This window comes from Prosthecobacter sp., from assembly GCF_044222565.1.
Lineage (GTDB): Bacteria > Verrucomicrobiota > Verrucomicrobiia > Verrucomicrobiales > Verrucomicrobiaceae > Prosthecobacter.
In genome coordinates, this window is the sequence record NZ_JBGANA010000039.1 from 25,837 (window position 1) to 43,835 (window position 17,999).

Annotated in this window: 16 protein-coding genes; 12 read left to right on the plus strand and 4 right to left on the minus strand. The window is 57.6% G+C overall.

Translation table 11 applies throughout. The features are described 5' to 3' along the window. Positions 1–38: 38 nt before the first annotated feature. The 5 genes from ACILSR_RS31465 (at position 39) to ACILSR_RS31485 (ending at position 6,266) form a co-directional block, all read left to right on the plus strand. Entirely contained in the window at positions 39–701 is a 663-nt protein-coding gene (locus ACILSR_RS31465) for a hypothetical protein (protein WP_395753791.1), read from the plus strand. A 264-nt stretch (positions 702–965) separates the two neighbouring features. Then, positions 966–1,955 (plus strand): AAA family ATPase, encoded by a 990-nt coding sequence (locus ACILSR_RS31470; protein ID WP_395753792.1) that lies wholly within the window; start codon positions 966–968, stop codon positions 1,953–1,955. Positions 1,956–1,965: 10 nt separating this feature from the next. Beyond that, positions 1,966–4,530 (plus strand): S8 family peptidase, encoded by a 2,565-nt coding sequence (locus ACILSR_RS31475; protein ID WP_395753793.1) that lies wholly within the window; start codon positions 1,966–1,968, stop codon positions 4,528–4,530. 401 nt (positions 4,531–4,931) lie between these two features. Beyond that, a complete protein-coding gene (locus ACILSR_RS31480) occupies positions 4,932–5,321 on the plus strand; it encodes a hypothetical protein (protein ID WP_395753794.1) in 390 nt (129 codons plus the stop codon). Between the two features lie 171 nt (positions 5,322–5,492). Next, positions 5,493–6,266 (plus strand): hypothetical protein, encoded by a 774-nt coding sequence (locus ACILSR_RS31485; RefSeq protein ID WP_395753795.1) that lies wholly within the window; start codon positions 5,493–5,495, stop codon positions 6,264–6,266. Between the two features lie 658 nt (positions 6,267–6,924). On the opposite strand, the gene ACILSR_RS31490 is transcribed toward ACILSR_RS31485, so the two are convergent. The 3 genes from ACILSR_RS31490 to ACILSR_RS31500 form a co-directional block, all read right to left on the minus strand. Further along, the gene (locus ACILSR_RS31490) at positions 6,925–7,443 is read right to left on the minus strand and encodes an ImmA/IrrE family metallo-endopeptidase (protein ID WP_395753796.1); all 519 of its coding nucleotides are present in this window, start codon (positions 7,441–7,443) and stop codon (positions 6,925–6,927) included. A gap of 198 nt (positions 7,444–7,641) precedes the next feature. Then, positions 7,642–7,869, minus strand: a complete 228-nt coding sequence (locus ACILSR_RS31495) for a hypothetical protein (protein WP_395753797.1) — start codon at positions 7,867–7,869, stop codon at positions 7,642–7,644. Between the two features lie 464 nt (positions 7,870–8,333). Continuing rightward, positions 8,334–9,509: a Fic family protein gene (locus tag ACILSR_RS31500; RefSeq protein ID WP_395753798.1), complete on the minus strand. Its 1,176-nt coding sequence runs from the start codon at positions 9,507–9,509 to the stop codon at positions 8,334–8,336. An 886-nt stretch (positions 9,510–10,395) separates the two neighbouring features. On the opposite strand from ACILSR_RS31500, the gene ACILSR_RS31505 reads away from it, so the two are divergent. The 7 genes from ACILSR_RS31505 (at position 10,396) to ACILSR_RS31535 (ending at position 15,847) form a co-directional block, all read left to right on the plus strand. Further along, a complete protein-coding gene (locus ACILSR_RS31505; RefSeq protein WP_395753799.1) occupies positions 10,396–10,926 on the plus strand; it encodes a hypothetical protein in 531 nt (176 codons plus the stop codon). Next, positions 10,923–11,834 (plus strand): hypothetical protein, encoded by a 912-nt coding sequence (locus ACILSR_RS31510; protein ID WP_395753800.1) that lies wholly within the window; start codon positions 10,923–10,925, stop codon positions 11,832–11,834. Before ACILSR_RS31505 ends, ACILSR_RS31510 begins: the two co-directional genes overlap by 4 nt. Further along, complete coding sequence (locus ACILSR_RS31515) at positions 11,831–13,294, plus strand: hypothetical protein (protein WP_395753801.1); 1,464 nt, start codon at positions 11,831–11,833, stop codon at positions 13,292–13,294. Before ACILSR_RS31510 ends, ACILSR_RS31515 begins: the two co-directional genes overlap by 4 nt. Before the next feature lie 129 nt (positions 13,295–13,423). Then, positions 13,424–14,116 carry a hypothetical protein gene (locus ACILSR_RS31520; RefSeq protein ID WP_395753802.1) on the plus strand — a complete coding sequence of 231 codons (693 nt, stop codon included), beginning with the start codon at positions 13,424–13,426 and terminating at the stop codon, positions 14,114–14,116. 274 nt (positions 14,117–14,390) lie between these two features. Next, complete coding sequence (locus ACILSR_RS31525; protein ID WP_395753803.1) at positions 14,391–15,029, plus strand: hypothetical protein; 639 nt, start codon at positions 14,391–14,393, stop codon at positions 15,027–15,029. After that, complete coding sequence (locus ACILSR_RS31530) at positions 15,026–15,352, plus strand: hypothetical protein (RefSeq protein ID WP_395753804.1); 327 nt, start codon at positions 15,026–15,028, stop codon at positions 15,350–15,352. The genes ACILSR_RS31525 and ACILSR_RS31530 overlap by 4 nt, the downstream gene beginning before the upstream one ends. 84 nt (positions 15,353–15,436) lie before the next feature. Beyond that, entirely contained in the window at positions 15,437–15,847 is a 411-nt protein-coding gene (locus tag ACILSR_RS31535) for a hypothetical protein (RefSeq protein ID WP_395753805.1), read from the plus strand. Between the two features lie 511 nt (positions 15,848–16,358). Here the strand turns inward: ACILSR_RS31535 and ACILSR_RS31540 are convergent. Beyond that, entirely contained in the window at positions 16,359–17,444 is a 1,086-nt protein-coding gene (locus ACILSR_RS31540; RefSeq protein ID WP_395753806.1) for a leucine-rich repeat domain-containing protein, read from the minus strand. Positions 17,445–17,999: the final 555 nt, after the last annotated feature.

Genomic DNA, 17,999 nt, shown 5'->3' on the forward strand with positions numbered 1-17,999 from the left:
TAAACTTGGAACTTTAAACCTGTAACTCCTTCCGCTTCATGCAAACGACTGCCCAAATCCTGCGCGCTGTGACGGCGCGTGCTGCTGCTGCTGCTGCTGACGCTGCTGCTGGTGCTGATACGAACACGCCGGAGATCCATCCGCATGTGGCGGGGTGGCCGTGGCGGTTTGAGGTGTATCACCCAGGGCTGCGCGAGGTGCTGCCTGCGGTGATGGCGTTTTGCAGCGCGGTGATCCGGCGCGAGCCGCCGCGCAGGTGGCTGAGCCTGCTGGGCCCGTCCGGTGTGGGCAAGACGCACGTGCTGAAGCAGGCGATGAAGTGCCTGGAGAGCGCCGCGGCGCGCGGTGTGTGGAAGATCCCCACGCTGACCGGTCATCGCGGCCCGCAGATGGCGCACCTCATCCCCGCCGTGGATCTGCACGACTTCCGCGCGGCGCGCGATTACGCGAAGTATGATGTGATCTACATCGAAGACATCGGCAGCGGCGCCACCCTGGACAAAGGCGCCGGTGCCGTGACCAGCAGCCGCATCGCCGAACTGCTGCAACTGCGCAGCGGCAAATGGACCCTGCTGGATGCGAATTTGTACCGGCGTGAGATCGAGGCGCAGATCGATGGGCGCATCGCCTCAAGGCTGAAGCGGGACGGCAGCTGGATGGTGGAGGTGCCGCAGGGGGTGGGGGATTTTTGGGATCGGTGAGGGTGGCAACATTAAAACACCAGTGAGAATCATGAACCACACAACAGTCAAAACAACTTCGTCCAAAGCATCTGCTCAATTCCTGCTGTTGCATGCCCCCAAGCACTTGGCACGTTCTGGCCATGCTTCAGATTTCTCCCAACGCTCAGCCACTATCATACAATGCGGAAAACCCGAGGAGCTGGTGGCTGCAGAAACGTAGGTTTACACCATGGCTTGAGTTTGTTAAGATCTCCTGATAAATTTTCTATTTTCATCTGCTGAATGAACTCAACTCTGCTCAAACGCCTTTTCCGTGCGATCCAGTCTGGATCAGGGGCGGATGTGGACGTGCTCTGCCGCAAGGTCGTTGAAGATGAAAAGAAGGCGGGGCATTCGCGCGTTGCCGAGGAGCTAGACCGGATTCTCAGTGAGTCGCGCAAGACTCGGAGCTTCGAGCCCGTCCAAGGCACACTCTCCCGCCTGCCGACAAACCGACGTGATTCAGCGCCACTGCTGCAAGAAGTTCCGCGTGATCAACTGCGGCACCACATGGTTCTTCCAGAACTGGTGGAACAACGATTTCGCCGGATCGAAAAGGAATTTGCCGCAAGTTCCCGCCTTGCCGCTCATGGGCTTCACCCTCGCCGGCGCATTTTGCTGTATGGCCCCCCTGGCTGTGGCAAAAGTCTTGGAGCCGAGCGTCTGGCTTGGAACATCGGACTGCCATTAATGAAGGTCCGCTTTGACACGCTGCTTTCGTCTTACTTCGGCGAAACGCACACCAACCTCCGAAAGGTCTTCGATGCAGCCCAGGCGACTCCCTGCGCGCTCTTTCTCGATGAATGCGACACGCTGGCCCGTTCGCGCACAGAGCGCAACGATGTGGGTGAAGCCACCCGGATCACCAATGCTTTGCTGGAAATGCTTGAAGGCTACCGGGGAGACGGACTGGTCATTGCAGCAACCAATCTGGACTCGGCGCTAGATCCAGCGCTGATCCGCCGATTCGATGAAGTGCTCCGTATTCCTCTGCCAACGAACCAGCAGATTGAAGGCATCCTGAAGAGCACCGTTTCTTCCGTAACGGCGGAAAAAGGCATTCGTTGGGATCAACTCTCGCGTGAAATGGATGGCATGTCATGCTCTGAGGTCACGCAAATTGGGCGCAATGCCGCCAAACACGCTGTCCTCGAAGGCAGAAAAGTTCTGACTGCTGAAGATGTTCGTTTTGCTTTGTCTGAAGCCAGCGAGCGTCATAACCAAGCAGCATAAAATCTTCAACATGCCCGCTGCCAACGATTTCCCGCACCTGCATTTGGCATTCGAGGGTTCGTTTGATGTAAAATTCAAACCTGGATTCAAATCCCATCCAGAAGTTGAGTCGGCAAAATCCGATAGAAAAGGCCACTCAAGAAAGATTCGCGGGCAACTCGAATCGATGATTCGTGAAGCAACGTCCAACGCAGAAGTTCGGCGCGCAACAGGACTTCCCGAATTACAGGGGAAAGGCTTTCTCTTGAGAGTGCCGGAAGGAACGGACGTTGACGCACTGGCGCATTACCTGGGAGTCGAATTGGTCGCTGAAACTGAAAGCGGGCTGATGTTTGCAGCCACTGAGACACTTGATTTGAAACGATTGGAGGAGGTACTCTCATTGTTCGAAACCGGCACAGATGGTGGAGGAGGCGCCTCTAGCGTCCTGGATGTATTTTATCAGCCGGATGATGAACGGAAGCTTGCAGAGCAGCTAGTTGGGCGTGTGAAGGAAATCTGGCCCTTTGAAGACAATACCCTTTACACTTTCGATCTTGGCATTCAGACCGCCGCAAGCAGCAGAACTGTGGAGTGGACCACCCTTCCACGAAGAAAGAAGGATCAGAGTGATGAAGATAGAGCCGCACAGGAAGCCGAGCTACGAAGCAAGGATCTCGAGAAAGCAGACGAAGTTTGGATGGAAGCCGCTGATGAGAGATCTTCCCAGCTCGATACTTTCATCGGCCATTATGGCGGCGTAGTTCTGGATGGATTGAAACACGACTCCCCAAAAGAAACTCGAAGAGGCATCGTGTTCCCAGATAGCGTTGAAGTTCGCGTCAGGATGTCAGGAAAAGGGTTCCGTGACCTCGTCCAGAATTTCAATCACTTATTTGAAGTCTCCCTGCCGCCAGACATCCGCTTCCTTCCAGGCTCGCCGGAGACCGAGGGGGCAGATGGCGATTTGAACATTATGCCGCCTGATGCCAGCGCTCCAAAGGTTTGCGTCATTGACAGTGGCATTCAGGAGGAGCACCGCTGGATTGAACCCGCCATAGATAAAACCACCAGCCGGTGCTTTCTCCCTGAAGCGGAACCAGATGATGTGGCAGACTATGTAGTCCCCAGAGGCCACGGCACACGTGTGGCAGGGGCAGTGCTTTATCCCCGTGAAGTGCCCAAAGAGGGTGATGTGCAGCCAGTGGCCTGGATTCAAAACGCACGTGTGCTGGACGCCAACAATGATCTTCCGATCAGTCTGCCGCCCGAACGCTATCTGACCGAGGTGGTAGCGCATTTTGCAGGTGGCGGAAATGGCACTAAAATCTTCAATCATTCCATCGCTGCTCACAGCCCCTGTGGAGGGCATCGTATGTGCTCCTGGGCGGCAAAAATCGATGACCTGTCACATCGGCATGATTTGCTGTTCATCCAGGCTGCAGGAAACGTTGGACCTTCGGCTATTTTCAACAGCCTGCAAGATGGTGCAGAGCATCCGGCCCAATTGCTTGAAGATCACGCCCGAGTTTCCAGTCCGGCCCAGAGCCTTCATGCGCTTACCGTGGGTTCAGTAGCGCACGCCGTTGTTGATGAGGAATTTCGGCGTTCATTCGCTCGTCACCAAGATTTTCCCTCCGCCTTCAGCCGTGCGGGTTACTCGCCCTTGTGGGAAGTCGTCAAACCTGAGGTAGTTGAGTATGGTGGGGATTATCTGCGCGGCGTTCCATTGACTCAGAGCATGCCAACTAATGCAGCTACTGCACCCGAGTTAATCGCCAGCACCTTACATGGCGAGCCTGCCATTTCGAGCGATGCCATAGGCACATCTTTCGCAACACCGAAGGTGGCCCACATTGCCGCGCATCTGCAAAATCTATTCCCCGAGGGCTCGGCCCAGCTTTACCGAGCGTTGATCGTGCAGAGCGCGCAGTGGCCAGAATGGGCAGGCAATGTCGAAAACAAAGACGAAGTGCTGCGGTTGATTGGGTATGGCATTCCATCCCTCGAACGCGCCACCACCAATAATCCGCAGCGAGTCACCCTCATCACGGCGGAGGCCAAAGAAATTCGGAGCAAGCAGTACCATCTCTATCAGATCACCATTCCTGACGAAATTCGCAATGCGGCCTTGGAGGCGAGAATTCGGATCGATGTCACGCTCGCTTACACTGCATGCCCCCGACGCACTCGTTCACGCCGGACCGGCTATCTGGAAACTTGGCTCGACTGGTGTTCTATCTGTCAGGATGAACCGCTCGATCATTTCAAGAACCGTATGCAGGGCAACAAGACACGTTCATACCCTGGACTGCCATGGCAAATTCACCAGCAACCTCAGTATGGTGAAGTCGATGTGAGCAGGAACTTTGGCTCCGTACAAAAAGACTGGGCGGTCATTGAATCCAACCAGCTTCCGGAGACCTTTGCTATTGCGGTACGTGCACATGTTGGCTGGAACCACAAAGAGGGGGCGGGCCTTGCCCGATATTGCTTAGCCATTTCTTTTGAAGCTTTGGATGTGGAACTGCCCATCTACACGGCGATCGAGGCTGAGATTCAAACTCAGGCTGAGATTGATTTCTGGGGAGAATGAACTGGGTCCGGGAATAATTTAAATTGATGGCGCGTGTTGAATTAAAGCCACGGTCCCCCCGCACTGTCCCCAGCAAAAAGTGCGCGACTGACACCAGATCTGCGCGAAGGCGCTGCTGGTCTTTGGGGGGCTTGGAGGAAGACGGCGGCGCTGGTGGGGGGCGGTGGCTTGTTCGTGGGTGAAGTGTTGCTGGAGGACTGTGGGCCGCCGGGGTCCCCCTGCCCTGCTTCGGCGTGGAAGGCGGCGATGGCGGCCAGTGGACAGTCCAAGAAGGGGGTGACGTCTTGGAGGACGTCGTGGGCGTCCTTGGGAACAGCGGGCTGAGGGCTTGCGGCATGTTTTTTTAGCTTTGATGCTTTCCACTGACACCCATGACTCCGAAACAAGAATGAGAGGCTTTGATGAATGAGCTGGTGCCGTTTGCGAATCGGATGCTGGAGAAGAATGGCGGGGTGCTGCCAGGGGAGGAGCATGCGCTGCCGTCGGATCTGCACGACTTCCGCGCGGCGCGCGACTACGCGAAGTATGACGTCATCTACATCGAAGACATCGGCAGCGGCGCCACCCTGGACAAAGGCGCCGGCGCCGTGACGTGCAGCCGCATCGCCGAACTGCTGCAACTGCGCAGCGGCCAATGGACGCTGCTGGATGCGAATCTGTACCGGCGGGAGATCGAGACGCAGATTGATGGACGGATTGCCTCAAGGCTGAAGCGGGACGGCAGCTGGATGCGAATTTGTACCGGCGGGAGATCGAGCAGCAGATTGATGGGCGGATTGCGTCGAGGCTGAAGAGGGACGGCAGCTGGATGGTGGAGGTGCCGCAGGGGGTGGGGGATTTTTGGGATCGGTGAGGTGGGGACGCAGAAGTGGAGGCTAAATATTCTCAAAAGCCACCAAAATAAGCCAAATAAGCCAAAGGCTATTGACAGAGGCGAATTTACCATCTACCGCTGAATTGCCATGCCTGACCCTAATCTTCCTCAAAATGATAACCGGCGGTCTTCACCACGCGGACCGCAATACCCAGCCTTCTCTCTGAGGGATGCGATTCAGAAAGTCCGTGTTGTTTGGGACCATGAAAAACGCAACCCTTGTCCCTTTAATGTCTTGGTTTCACATTGGAACTTTTCGATCAAAAGCAGTGGCGCTCGGACGGCAGTAGCCGCCCTTATGCGCTACCGCCTCTTGGATCGGGTAGGTGAAGAATATAAGGTTTCAAACTTGGCTCTCTCAATCCTTCTCGATGGCGATGACAAAGCAGAAGCTCTGCGTTCCACAGCGCTTTCCCCGAAGATTTTTGCTGATTTGTGGCAGAAATATGGAACCGACCTACCATCTGAAGCCTCTTTGATTCACAAGCTGGTGCTGGAAGGATATAACGCGTCATCCATTCCAGCAATTATCAAGGATTGGAAGGATACGATTGAATTTGCCGGGTTGAAGAATGGGGATAGCTTGGATCAGGCTCCTGTAAATTGTGAGGACGAGCTGGATGACCACTTGATGAAGTCGGAGGTTTTAGCCCTGCCCCGCCAGCTACCGGCAGCACCCAACAAGCCCTCTCTGCCACCGATGAATCCTTCAATTCGTTATCTCCCCATTCCTTTGATGATTGGTGATGCCCAAATCCCACTGGGCATGACCGAACAAGATTTTGAACTGCTCATTCAAAGCCTTTCATTGTGGAAACCGCGCATCGTGCTTCCCGCGCAACCTTCTACTGGTAGCCCATAATAATCTTCTCCTGGATAACAGCCCAAGACCTTATGACAACATTAGCAGCAGCGGGGGCGAAGCCAGAGTCGGTCGTTCCCTGCGCCAAATGAAAAACCCGGTCTTCTGCTTGCAACAGAAGCCGGGTTGAAGACTCGAACTTAACCCATCCCCGATTCCGCTGACGCGGGAGCCGGAGGCCGAGCTAGCCCTGATCCCTCTGATCGTAAGTTATCTCAATTGGCCTTTGTGTCAATCGCCACCCTAAAAAGGTGGGCGTCAGCGCTTTCATTATCAAAGCGTTATGATTCAACCCACGTTGTTTCCACTGCCGCCCAGAGATGGAGTCTTGATCTTTCGTCCTTGGATCACTTGTCCCAAAACCGGCAAGCGCATCTATCCGAAGAAAGGCCGAGTCTTCCCGATCTGGGTCAAGAAGTAGTGTGGAGGTGGCTTGCCGCCCTCACTAAATCCCCAGCCAAGTAGCAAGAAGCCGATCTAGGAGAGCGGAAAGGTGGCTTACCCGAAGCGAGCCCGGTCAGTCAGGCACCTTGTGGTGCCTGGCTGATTCAGGCTTCGCCCAAGGAAGACCTCTTCAGCTCAGAACTACATCATGGGAAGCGGGTCGACTACGTGGGAGGCCTATTATTCCCAAAAATCAGCATAACCGGGACGCACCTTATTCTTCAGGAGGCCTCTTCTTGAACGGATGGCGAGGGTCGATGGCAAGACCATCCGGCCAAATACCATTACGAGTTTGAACAATGTCCAGAGGAGTCTTGAAAAGATTCGGCGGAAAGTAAATCTCCTCTGCCCGCTTGTCCTCACTGCGATTAAATTTATCATGTTGCTCGCAGAGCGCCCAAGCAAATTGATTACAAAGATCTTCCAGCGAATCATTCATCGGGATTGGCTGCCATTTATCTCGTCCCGTAGAAATCCAGAGATGGAGTTCACACAACAGGTGGAAAATTTCATGAGCAATACAAATACGAGCCAAGTGTTTGTTCGCGTCTGGATGAATGAAAATCGAGCCAACAACCCTCGGCCTGCCAACTTTCGAAACGGGGCGATAATATGAGCTCAATAAAACGCTGGGAGGTTTGCGCTCCCCCCCAAACTTAGGAAGAATGGTCCCGTGAGTGTCTGGTGAGATGTTCACATCCAGATCGATACCATGCCTTTTAAAGTAATTCATGGTCCCCCTGACTGTGTGGGCCATCAAAGAGTTTACGCATTCTTCAAAAATGAGGTTTGCGTGTTTTGTCGGGTCGGGATGGCTAGAAGGGCTCACGATTCTGTTTAAATGTGAATAACTATTTTTGGCAACAAAAAAAGAAAACCCCTCAGCAGATTTATCTGCTTAAAAGGTTTCCCGTAGTGGGTGGAGCCCGCCTTAGACTAGCTCAAGCGGTATGAGTTCTCTTAGGCTCAGATATTCATGTTCGAGACATCCCAGTTTGGCCTCGCCACAATCTTTTCCGCCAAAAGCGTAAAAGTTATGCACACCGCCTAATTCTCTTTCAATCACGGTTATCTTGTGGCCTGTCGAAGTGGCTCCAGCAGTCGTGTAGAGCTCTTCGAGAGCTTCATCAGCAAGTTCGTTGTATATATATTTGATCATGGCTTTGGGAAGGTTACGGGTGGTTTGTTGCAAAAAATAGAATAGTATTCAACATGAAATATACGCTTGACAGCTGCATTTGGACGCCATGACTATTCTATTTATAATAAATTGCAGTATTTTACATTCCCGCGCAATTTTTCACAAGAAAATTAATGCCGAATGCAGCAACTCAAATCTGAGTTGCCGCTCTCAGAAAAGGATCGTGTGAGTAAATTGCACTGCAATCATGCATTATTGATCGTGTTGTCTAGAGATCAGCCTCAGAATCGTGCTCTGAATTTGTAGGCCATCGGTAGGGTACGCAGGCGCGTGTCAGATTTTCTGCTTCTGATTATTCACGCACCATCGTCCGTAAAACCTAATGACCGAGTGCACAAACAATCTGTACGATTCGAAACACCGACAAATTTGGACAGCTCTTATACGGCCTGTCTCTCGCAGGAACGTTTTCATCCTGAGATTCACCCCCGCTTCTTCAGCGGCAGGAACGCGAAGATCAGTTCACGCCTTGCTCTGACCTTGCGGCCGTCGCGCTCGATGAGGTTTTGCTGGGTGAGCTCGTTGAGATCGCGCTGGAGGGTTTTGGAGGTTTTGCCGGCGTAGGCTTTGGCGAGGCGTGGGGTGAGCTCGGTAATGGTGGCGATTGGCACCCAGTCGTGGACGGCGCCGAGATCGAGGGCGAGGTGGCGCTGGCGGGTGTCGCTGGGGCTGTTTTTGTGCTGGAAGCGCTCGTGGACGTAGTTGCGCCAGGTGACGTCCCACTGCTGCTCCCAGACGAAGTGGAGCTGCTTGCGGAGGCCGTCCACGAGGCCCTGCACGGCGTAGAGGAGGAAGGGGCGGAGATCGCCGCCGGACTTGCTGGCATGGTCGAGCTGGCGATAGTACTCGCTGCGGGTTTCGTTGTAGTGATTGCTGAGGAGATGCGCGGCGGGCGAGGGTATGCCGGCGGACATGAGGAGGTGAAACTCGACGAGGCGTGCGGTGCGGCCGTTGCCATTGCCGAAGGGGTGGATCCAGGCGAGATAGACGTGGGCGAGCACGGCCTTGATGATGGCGTAGACGATTTCCATGCCGGGCTTGCCGGATGCGGGATTGAAATCGGGGCCGTTGAGCCAGTCGCACAGACGGTCCATGAGATAGGCGCAGTCTTCAGGCGGGGCGCCGCGATAGACGTTTCCGACAAGCACGGAGTGATGGCGGAATTCTCCGGGGACGACGTCTGTCTCGGGTGGGAGGTCTTTGAGCACCTGGGCATTGTAGCTCTTCACCAAGGGGGTGCTGAGCTGCGGCATGTGGCCTGCGGCGAGCTGCTGGCTCATGAGGTTGCAGGCGGCGATGATGTTGTCGACCTCCTGCTTGAGGTATTCTTTGGAGGGGGCGACCTGGAGGCGGCCTTCGACGGCCTGAAGCACTTCAGTCTCGGACAGGGTGTTGCCTTCGATGGCGGTGGTGGCCGCCGCCCCCTTAGCGAGATAGAGCTGGTGGAGCTTTTGCGCGGTTTCTGGGCGAAGGGGGACGCGCGCCAGGTGGTCGCACTTGGAGCCTGCCTCCCCGAGCAGGAGCCAGAAGTCCGGCTGCATGTCGCCGAGTCGGATGGCAAACTTCAGCCAGGGATGTGTCGTTTCAAATGTCCGCATAAATGTCCACTTTTATATGCACGCACAATAATGGATAAAAAGGAGCATTTTGAGCCAAAAATGACAATATTTGTCTGATTTTTTGTCCACTTCTGTGTTCGGTATATTGTCTTGACCTGCGAGTTTCAGGCATAAAACGCGGCGGCCTGCTGCTATGGGGCGGGTGTGCTGCGGCGGGTCTAAGAGTGCAGTGGAAAGAGGAACTGATGAGATGAAGGTGAAGCCTTTGCTCCGTACTCGGGGGAGGCCGGGGGTGAGCGGGTGTTTGCGGAGGTTTTTGCGTGTGAGGGTGATGGGGATGTGTTTGCGGAACCGATGGAGCAGGGACCGAGGCGGTGAAGGAGCCGCCGTATCGAAATCGGAGGAGCTTCAGGGGGGGCGGGAGTGGGCGGAGGAGAAACCTGCGGGAGGCTTGTGCCACGGCGGAAGATTTGTGCGAAAGGGGGGTGACTTTTGAATTTGGGGGCCAAGGCTGGCATGAAATACCATGACTATGGCGGGATCGATGTCTTCTGCTGCGCATTCTGTTTCTCCGTCCCCTTCCCCGTGCGCTTTATCTCCCCTTCCCGGCTGTGGCTGCGGCAGTGGTGGGGATGGTAGTGATGGTGGGGGTGGTGCGGGGGCTGCTGCTTCGGCGGTTTCTTCTGCGGTGAAAGGGGTGGCGTGGAATTGGGGCGGAGCGCAGGGAGTGAGGTGGGGGAGGTTGGGGCGTGGGTGTGGATGAGGGAGAGAGGTCTGGGGCGAGGGTGTTCCACGCAGTGGACTTAATGTGATTTTTTATGGGATGGGGACGTTTTTTGATTCTATTCTAGTTTTCTTGATAAGAATAAATTGCCTTTTGGGGGCTTTTTTGATTTTTAATGGGGTGCTGGTTTTTTCTTTTTTTATGAATGCTCTGAAATGGATTCTACGATCGGGTCTGGCTGTGGTTTTGACGGGGTGCGCGGGGCTGAATGTGCGCTCGCTCCCGGAGGGGGCGGATACGAAGGCGGATGGCATCCGCTATTACGAGGCGGCGAATTTCCTGCTGGTGTACAGCGATGGCGCGGGCTCTGTGCGCACGGAGGTGATCGTGCTGCCGGATACGACGCGGAAGATGGTGGCGAAGCCGCATACTTTCCTGGCGAAGAACAAGCAGACGCTGACTTTTATAGACGGGATGATGACGCAGAGCGAGGCGGAGGTGGACAGCACGGGGGTGCCGAGCGCGATGATCGCGGCGATCAAGACGGCGGCGTCTGCGGCGATGAAGGCGGGGCTGCTCAATGACGGGGATGCTGGCCGGAGCGGCAGCGGGGGGGACCGGGCTAAGCATCTGTCTCTGGAGGAGCCGCGGCTGTACAAGATCGTGGTCAGGGGGGACTGCGTGACGCTGGTGGGTGCGGACTCGAACAACTCCATCACTCTGCCGCTATGAAGCTGAATCTGAACCCGAACCTGAATCTGATTACGAAGGTGAGACTGAATTTTCTTTTTCTGCTGGTGGTGCTGCCGCTGGCCTCTTGCATGACGCGGGTGAGCTCGAGGCTGGTGACTGAGGAGGGGGAGAGCCGGGCGCGGGGCGTGCGCTACCGCCTGCCGCAGCCGTTTCTGCTGGTGACTCCGACGAAGGATGGGCTGAAGGTGGACAAGCTGATGCTGCCGGACTATGCGGCGGAGTATGCGCTGGATGTGCAGTCTTACATGGCGAGCCACAAGTGCACGATCCAGCTGAACGGGGGGATGCTGCAGAAGGTGTCTTTTGATGTGGACAATACGAAGGTGGCGACGGATGCGATAGGGGCGGTGGGTGAGCTGGCGAAGACGCAGATCGAGAGCATGCCGAAGGGGCTGAAGAATGAGGGGCCGGCGGGGGGGGAGAGGTCTTCGGCGGCTTACCTGGAGCAGCCTGGGGCGATGCTGTTTAAGGTGGTGCAGTCTCGCGATGGGGTGGCTCTGCGCCGGGTGTTTGCGCGCCAGGAGTGGCTGCAGACGGTGCGGAAGGATGGCGCTGGTGGGGGCGGCGGCGGCGGCGGTGGCGGCGGGACTGCGCCGGTGAAGCAGAAGGCGGACATGGAGGTGAAGCAGGGGGCGGTGTGGAATGCGGTGTTTGCCTCGGTGCCGGCGGGCTTTGCGGTGAAGCGGGTGACGATCCGCTTTGGGGCGGGGACTCCGATGGACCTGAAGGCGGGGACTTTCAAGCTGACGGGGACGAGCCTGGCGGTGACGATCCCGGAGAGCACGAATCCGCTGGGTGGTTATCACCTGGATGTGTACTGGTCTGCGGATGGGAATGCGAATCCTTCGAGTCCCCTGGGGTATGATGTGACGGTGGTGGCGAAATGAGTGCGCTGCAGTGCCAGTTTGGGGTGGTGCTGCCGGATGGGGTGGCGGTGCCGCAGTGGCTGCATGCGCGGGGGAGGATCGCGGAGCTGTTTGGCGCGGCTTCGGGCGGGGAGCTGGTGCTGGATGTGTCTGCGCCGCCGCAGCTGCTCTCACGGGACAATGGTCTGAGCGACATGACGGCGACGGAGCTGCAGCGGGCGCTGGGGCTGCTGACGAACAATGCGTCTGCGGGGGCGGTGACGTCCATCGGGGTGATCCTGACGGATGTGTTTCATGGGCACCCGAAGACGTTTGGGATCATGTTTGATCCGGGGCCGGGCTTTTTCGGGCTGCCGGATGTGGATGGGATCCCGCGGGAGGGCTGCGCGATTTTTCTGGAGTCGATCCGCCGTGCGCGGGAGGGGCAGGCGACGCAGCCGGGAGAGCCGCTGGGTGATGCGGTGGAGGCGGAGAGCTTTTTCACGACGATGCATGAGATGGGCCATGTGTTTAACCTGTGGCACGCGGAGGATACGCGGAACTTTATGCGGAGCAGCGCGGCGGATGTGGTGGCGCCGCGGAGTGATGAGGGCTTCATCGCGAGTCATTGTGATTTTTTGAAGCTGTTTCCGGAGTCGGCGCCGGAGTCGATCTACGTGCGGCCGGGGGGGAGCCGTTTTGCGGAGCGGGGGCCGCTGCAGCCGACGGATGCGGACCTGGACAATGCGGACGAGGGGGGGCGGGTGCGGTGGCCGAAGATCGCGCTGCACATTGAGCTGACGAGTGCTGAGTTCTTTGCCTTTGAGCCGGTGGAGCTGGAGGTGACGGCGAGGCCGGCGCGGGGTGTGCGGGGGGCGGTGCGGGTGCCGGACAGCGTGGACCCGGGGTATGCGGGGGTGCGGATTTTCATCGAGGAGCCGGACGGGCAGCGGCGGCTGCTGCGCTCTCCGCGGCGGTACTGCCGGACGCGCTCTGAACTGACGGTGTCTCACGAGAAGCCGTTTCACCGGGACATCAGCCTGTTTGGGGATGCGGATGGGTTTGTGTTTCGCCGGCCCGGGGTGCACCGGGTGTGGATGGAGATAGCGCAGAGGGGCGGGCGGGCGCTGGTGTCCAATGTGGTGGAGTGCCGGGTGCTGTCCTTCTGGGATGACCGGCGGCGCTATGAGCGGCTGGCGCCGCTGCTGTCTGCGCGAAATGTTGCGGGCTTTTTGTACCGGCGCTCAGGGGACTTCCGCAGTGCGGCGGCGCGGCGGCTGGTGGAGGCTGCGGAGGTGCTGCGGCGGTCTGAGCCGAAGATCTCGCGGGAGATCCACTACGCGCTGGGCCGCGCGCGCCACTCGCTGGCGCACCGCCGGAATCTGCCGCGGCTGGAGGAGCGGGCGGTGTATCATTTTGACCGTGCGTGTGCGGGGAGTGTGCTGAGCAAGCACAAGCGGAGGAAGATCGAGGGGATCGGCGCTGCTGCGGGTGGGCGGTGAGGCGGGCTTCAGCTTTTGCGCAGGTGCAGGCGCAGGAGTGTGTGCGGGAGTTTGTGGAGAAAAATGAGGCGTGGCGGCTTCTGCTATGTCATCATTTTGCGAATTGGCCTCGTCTGTCCCATGTTCACCATGAGAACAACTATCATCATTGCCTGGGTCCTTTTGATTGGCCGTTCCTCTGCACGTGACATCTCGGTACTGGTTGCCGAAGGCTTTTCTCAGAAGCCTGAAAGCGAGTGCGTGCTTTATGATTCACATCAAGAAAAAATGCCACCGGGGACGCTTGGCAAGAAGAACGAAGTTATTTTTACCAACTTAGCGAAAGGCACCTATTCTCTGGTTTGCTGGAGTTCAAGTGTTTCGGGATGGACTGAATCTCCTCGTTGCGATGCCACCGTTGTGATCAACGATGATCAAGGGCCCCCATTAAAATTCAACATGCCAGAATGCAACAATGAGGTGCAGCTGCACTTGGATTCGCCGGTTGATCTGAAGACGTTTTTCCCGGGCTTTTCCGCGGTGCCTTGCCGTATCCAACGCTATCGAGAAGGAGCTCCCGATGCGTTTGGATATCGATGGATATGGCTGAACCAAACGAAACAAGGCCCATACGAGGGAACTGTCCATCACATGGCTGAGGGCGCTTATGTGCTTTCCATTCCCTTTTTTCTAAATGGCGAGTCGAGCGTAGATGCCCCTGGTGAGGGGCGATGCATTCTTGCTGCGCCCTTTGATTGCTTCAATGGGCCCAATGGGAAGGCTGTCATTGAGATCGCCGTGAAGACGACGCGAAAAACCAGTGAGGTTAAACCGCGGAAATGAGGCCACGAGCCAAGCCATCGTGGCAACCCATGGCAACGCCGAGGGCATCCCCGTCTTGAAAAACCGCCGCTGCCAAGTTCCTTGGGTAACGGCAGTGCAAAAATGGGTGCAACTGGGCATTGCCTGAAGCTCGGATTTCAGCCACTTCTGCCTTATGAGGAGGGTGTCTGACAACCTGGAGCGCTCCACGGCGTTTCGAAATGGGAGGCTGCGTGGATCCTGAGGGCGTGGTCCGGATATTATTTCCTTTTATGATATGTCACTTTCTGCTGCCATGAGATTTTCTTCCTTTCAACGGAGGTGGGCTGGGGTGACGCTGCTGGTGCTGGTGGTGTGGCAGCTGGGCGGGTGGGTGGTGGACCGGGCTTTGACAGAGGAGGCGGAATACGACTTTTTGGCCGCGCAGGATTCGGGACAGGGGCTGCCGGTGAGGGTGGTGCGGCGGACGCATGGCTTTTTCATCAGCGGCGGGCATGGATGGAGCATCGGTGACAAGCGGGATGAGCATGAGCTGAGCTGCGTGCATGAGGGGCGCGCGCTGCGCTGGCAGGGGCCGGGGATGCCGCTGGTTTTGCGCAGGATGGGCGATGCTTTTTACCTGGCGACGTTTGATCGTGAAGGGAGGCTGGATGCGTGGGGTTTTCGCTGCTTTGTGTGGGAGGGCGGGGAGTGGAAGGCGCTGCCGACGAAGCTGTTTCCGCGGAGTCTGGCGCGGCTGAATCTGACGCCGGGGAACTGGGACTCGGACTCGGAAGCGCCGATGACGGAGCCGCGCTTTCGCAGCTCTCTGCTGGCGCACTTTTGGTATTGCATTGATTCCGGGGTGCCGTACCGGGAGGTCCGCAACATGACGGTGACGGAGGAGTTTGTGCGGGGGTTTGTGGAGAAGATGAAGGAGGGAGCTGGACGATGAAGAAGCCTTTGTACCGAAGCCGGAGAGAGAAAGTGGAGGCGTGCCTCGGGCCGGATGAGTATGTGTTTGAGGTGGGTGAGATGTTCACGTGGGAGATCGGCCAAAGAGCTGCGCAGGGGATGCACGCAGTGTGCTGGTGCTGCGGCGCGCGGCTGGAGTATGCCCTGAGCCGGGCGGGGCCGGGTGAGGTCGGCGTTCCTGGGTGGGTGAAGTGCCCGAAAAATCTGAGTCACCTCCAGATCGCTGTGTATCTGCGAGAGAGGCGGGATGAGACTGGCGGTGGTGAATCGCAGGCCGCGCAGGACGAAGGATCGGGTGCGTAGGGCGTGCCGGACGAGATCATTTTGATCTGGTATAAATCACGGAAAACGGGGAGAATCGCTCTCATGAAGGGTGGCGCATTGAACATGAGAACTGCGGGCTGGCTGGTGAGTGCGGTGCTGATGGTGGCGCTGGTGGTAGTCGTATGCCGCCCGGGACCGAGCCCGGAGCGACAGGTGGGCGTGGTGCGGGATGAGGAGATGTTTAAGATCTATGTTCTGGGAAATTTGAACCGGACCTCTGTGACGCTCATGCTGAATGAGAGAGGGCTGGCGGGCGGATGGATGTCGACCGACGAGTCGCTCGGGCTGGCGTTTGAAATGAGCTGTCTGGCGAGGCCGGGGGATGTGCTGAAGGTGAGTGTGAACGAGGACCTGGGGGAGCCGATGCGTGGGGAGGTGGTGCTGGCAAAAGACACGCCGCGGCATGTGCTGGTGGCGGTGCAGAAGGATCGCATCGAGTTCACGATGGAGGAGAAAGCGCCGACGTTTTATTGAGGGTGGCGACTCTTGGGGAGGAGGAGGATGATGCTGGTGGGACGCGGTGTGTGAAGAAGGCGCTGGCTTTGCTGCCCTGCTGCTGGTGCTGAACCCAGGGCGGCGCTCGCCAAGGCTCGCTGGCCCTGGGCTACGCTAGGCCGCACCTTCGGTGCTAGACCAACTCTCAAAAATCTTGTCACATTGCCCGGGCGGCGGAGCGGCCCCATTGGCTGCGTTAGTCGCTTGCCTGTTATTCTTCAATAGCAGACGGCACTCCCGCCTTGCCACTGGGGCCGCTGCGCTCGCCGGTTCAATATGACAATCTTTTCGAGAACTGGTCTAAAAGCTGGAGGCAAAGCCGACGATAACCCAGCTTCATCAAGTGCCACGTCAGTCTATTGTGCAACCCTCAATAGATGGCTGGATGGTGGACAATCTTTTGCACCCTGCCCCGGATGTCACTTTTTTGACAGGGTGGATGGATGTTACCAGCCCAGTCAAACCAAGGAACATCCGCCGAAAAGTGGCCTTAAGTCAGAGCCATTCCACCCTGCGCCCCTTTTGCGAAGTAGCAGGCGAGGAGGTCTGCGGGCTTGGCGGGTGGCAGCTCTTCGGACTTCACTTTGAACCACTCGGCTCCAAGCACCCCTGGGGGGAGGTCCAGGGCAGGATTGTCGTGAAGGAAAAGTTTTGTTAATGCGGTGAGCTGGCGGATCGCGGGCGGCAGTTCGAGGAGTTTGTTGGAGGATAGATTAAGCTCGGAGAGAGCGGTGAGCTGACCGATCTCGGGCGGCAGCTCGCTGAGCCGGTTGCGCTGGAGATGCAACTCGGTGAGCGCGGTGAGCTGGCCGATGCCGGACGGCAATGCGCTGAGACGGTTAAAGGAGGAATCAAGCGTGATAAGAGCGATGAGCTGACCGATCTCGGACGGCAGCGCGGTGAGGTGGTTGTAGGTGAGATTGAGCCCGGTGAGAGCGGTGAGCTGGCCGATCTCGGGCGGAAGCGCACTGAGGTCGTTATAGGAGAGATCAAGCTTGGTGAGAGCAGCGAGGCGGCCGATCTCGGGCGGCAGCGTGCTGAGGTGGTTGTGGTTGAGATTGAGCGAGGTAAGAGCGGTGAGCTGGCCGATCTCGGGCGGAAGAATGCTGAGAGAGTACTGGCTGAGATCAAGCGAGGTGAGTGCGGTGAGCTGACCGATCTCGGGCGGGAGTGTGCTGAGCTGGTTGCTGCGGAGATTAAGCACGGTGAGGGCGGTGAGCTGGCCGATTTCTGGGGGCAGATCGACAAGCCTGTTTTGCCAGAGATTTAGCTCCGTAAGAGCGGTGAGCTGGCCGATTTCGGGCGGGAGCGCACTGAGCCAGTTGAGGAAGAGATTGAGCTCGGTGAGAGCGGTGAGCTGGCCGATCTCGGGCGGGAGTGTGCTGAGGAGGTTGCCACTGAGATCAAGCTTGGTGAGAGCGGTGAGCTGACCGATCTCGGGCGGGAGTGTGGTCAGGCCCAAGCCGCCCAAATCTAAGCGGGTGTATTCTTTTCCTTGCTGCAGGCAGGCTTGGATTCGCTTCAGGGCCTCATCATAGGTCTTCTGTTCAATGCGAGTCATCTCGGGCAGCGGCATGGCGGAAGGTGACGGGGGGAGGGGGGAATGTCGAGACGAATGCTGCGGGTGTGGGTGGGGACGGAGGGTGTGGTCTTGGCGGAGCGTGGAGGGATCAGGATGATCCCTCTCCTGGGGGGCGGTGGAGAGGAAGGTAGAGCTGGGCTGCGACGACGGCGGGCTGGGGACAGCCCGCACTACCTTGCGCTGGGTGGGGAGGCCGGAGCGGCATTGGAATGCCGCGCTCCCAGGAGGGCGCTGGGCAAGGGGCTGGCTTGCGGGGTGGCGGGGACGACACAAGCGGGAGGCTTGGGCTACGGGGGAAAAAGGACACAAGCGGGACGCTTGTGCTACGGGGGAAGATTTGTGCAGGAAGTGCCTGACATTTGGATTTGGGGGCCAAGGCTGGCATGAAATACCATGACTATGGCGAGATCGAAGTCTTCTGCTGCGCATTCTGTTTCTCCGTCCCCTTCCCCGTGCCCTTTATCTGCCCTTCCCGGCGGTGGCGGTGGCGGGGATGGTAGTGATGATGGGGGGGGTGCTGCTGCGGGTGCTGCTGCTTCGGCGTTTTCT

Bases quoted from the DNA above. Each gene is read 5' to 3' on its own strand.
- ACILSR_RS31465 (WP_395753791.1), top strand. From the start codon at position 39: ATGCAAACGACTGCCCAAATCCTGCGCGCTGTGACGGCGCGTGCTGCT.
- ACILSR_RS31470 (WP_395753792.1), top strand. From the start codon at position 966: ATGAACTCAACTCTGCTCAAACGCCTTTTCCGTGCGATCCAGTCTGGA.
- ACILSR_RS31475 (WP_395753793.1), top strand. From the start codon at position 1,966: ATGCCCGCTGCCAACGATTTCCCGCACCTGCATTTGGCATTCGAGGGT.
- ACILSR_RS31480 (WP_395753794.1), top strand. From the start codon at position 4,932: ATGAATGAGCTGGTGCCGTTTGCGAATCGGATGCTGGAGAAGAATGGC.
- ACILSR_RS31485 (WP_395753795.1), top strand. From the start codon at position 5,493: ATGCCTGACCCTAATCTTCCTCAAAATGATAACCGGCGGTCTTCACCA.
- ACILSR_RS31490 (WP_395753796.1), bottom strand. From the start codon at position 7,443: ATGAATTACTTTAAAAGGCATGGTATCGATCTGGATGTGAACATCTCA.
- ACILSR_RS31495 (WP_395753797.1), bottom strand. From the start codon at position 7,869: ATGATCAAATATATATACAACGAACTTGCTGATGAAGCTCTCGAAGAG.
- ACILSR_RS31500 (WP_395753798.1), bottom strand. From the start codon at position 9,509: ATGCGGACATTTGAAACGACACATCCCTGGCTGAAGTTTGCCATCCGA.
- ACILSR_RS31505 (WP_395753799.1), top strand. From the start codon at position 10,396: ATGAATGCTCTGAAATGGATTCTACGATCGGGTCTGGCTGTGGTTTTG.
- ACILSR_RS31510 (WP_395753800.1), top strand. From the start codon at position 10,923: ATGAAGCTGAATCTGAACCCGAACCTGAATCTGATTACGAAGGTGAGA.
- ACILSR_RS31515 (WP_395753801.1), top strand. From the start codon at position 11,831: ATGAGTGCGCTGCAGTGCCAGTTTGGGGTGGTGCTGCCGGATGGGGTG.
- ACILSR_RS31520 (WP_395753802.1), top strand. From the start codon at position 13,424: ATGAGAACAACTATCATCATTGCCTGGGTCCTTTTGATTGGCCGTTCC.
- ACILSR_RS31525 (WP_395753803.1), top strand. From the start codon at position 14,391: ATGAGATTTTCTTCCTTTCAACGGAGGTGGGCTGGGGTGACGCTGCTG.
- ACILSR_RS31530 (WP_395753804.1), top strand. From the start codon at position 15,026: ATGAAGAAGCCTTTGTACCGAAGCCGGAGAGAGAAAGTGGAGGCGTGC.
- ACILSR_RS31535 (WP_395753805.1), top strand. From the start codon at position 15,437: ATGAGAACTGCGGGCTGGCTGGTGAGTGCGGTGCTGATGGTGGCGCTG.
- ACILSR_RS31540 (WP_395753806.1), bottom strand. From the start codon at position 17,444: ATGCCGCTGCCCGAGATGACTCGCATTGAACAGAAGACCTATGATGAG.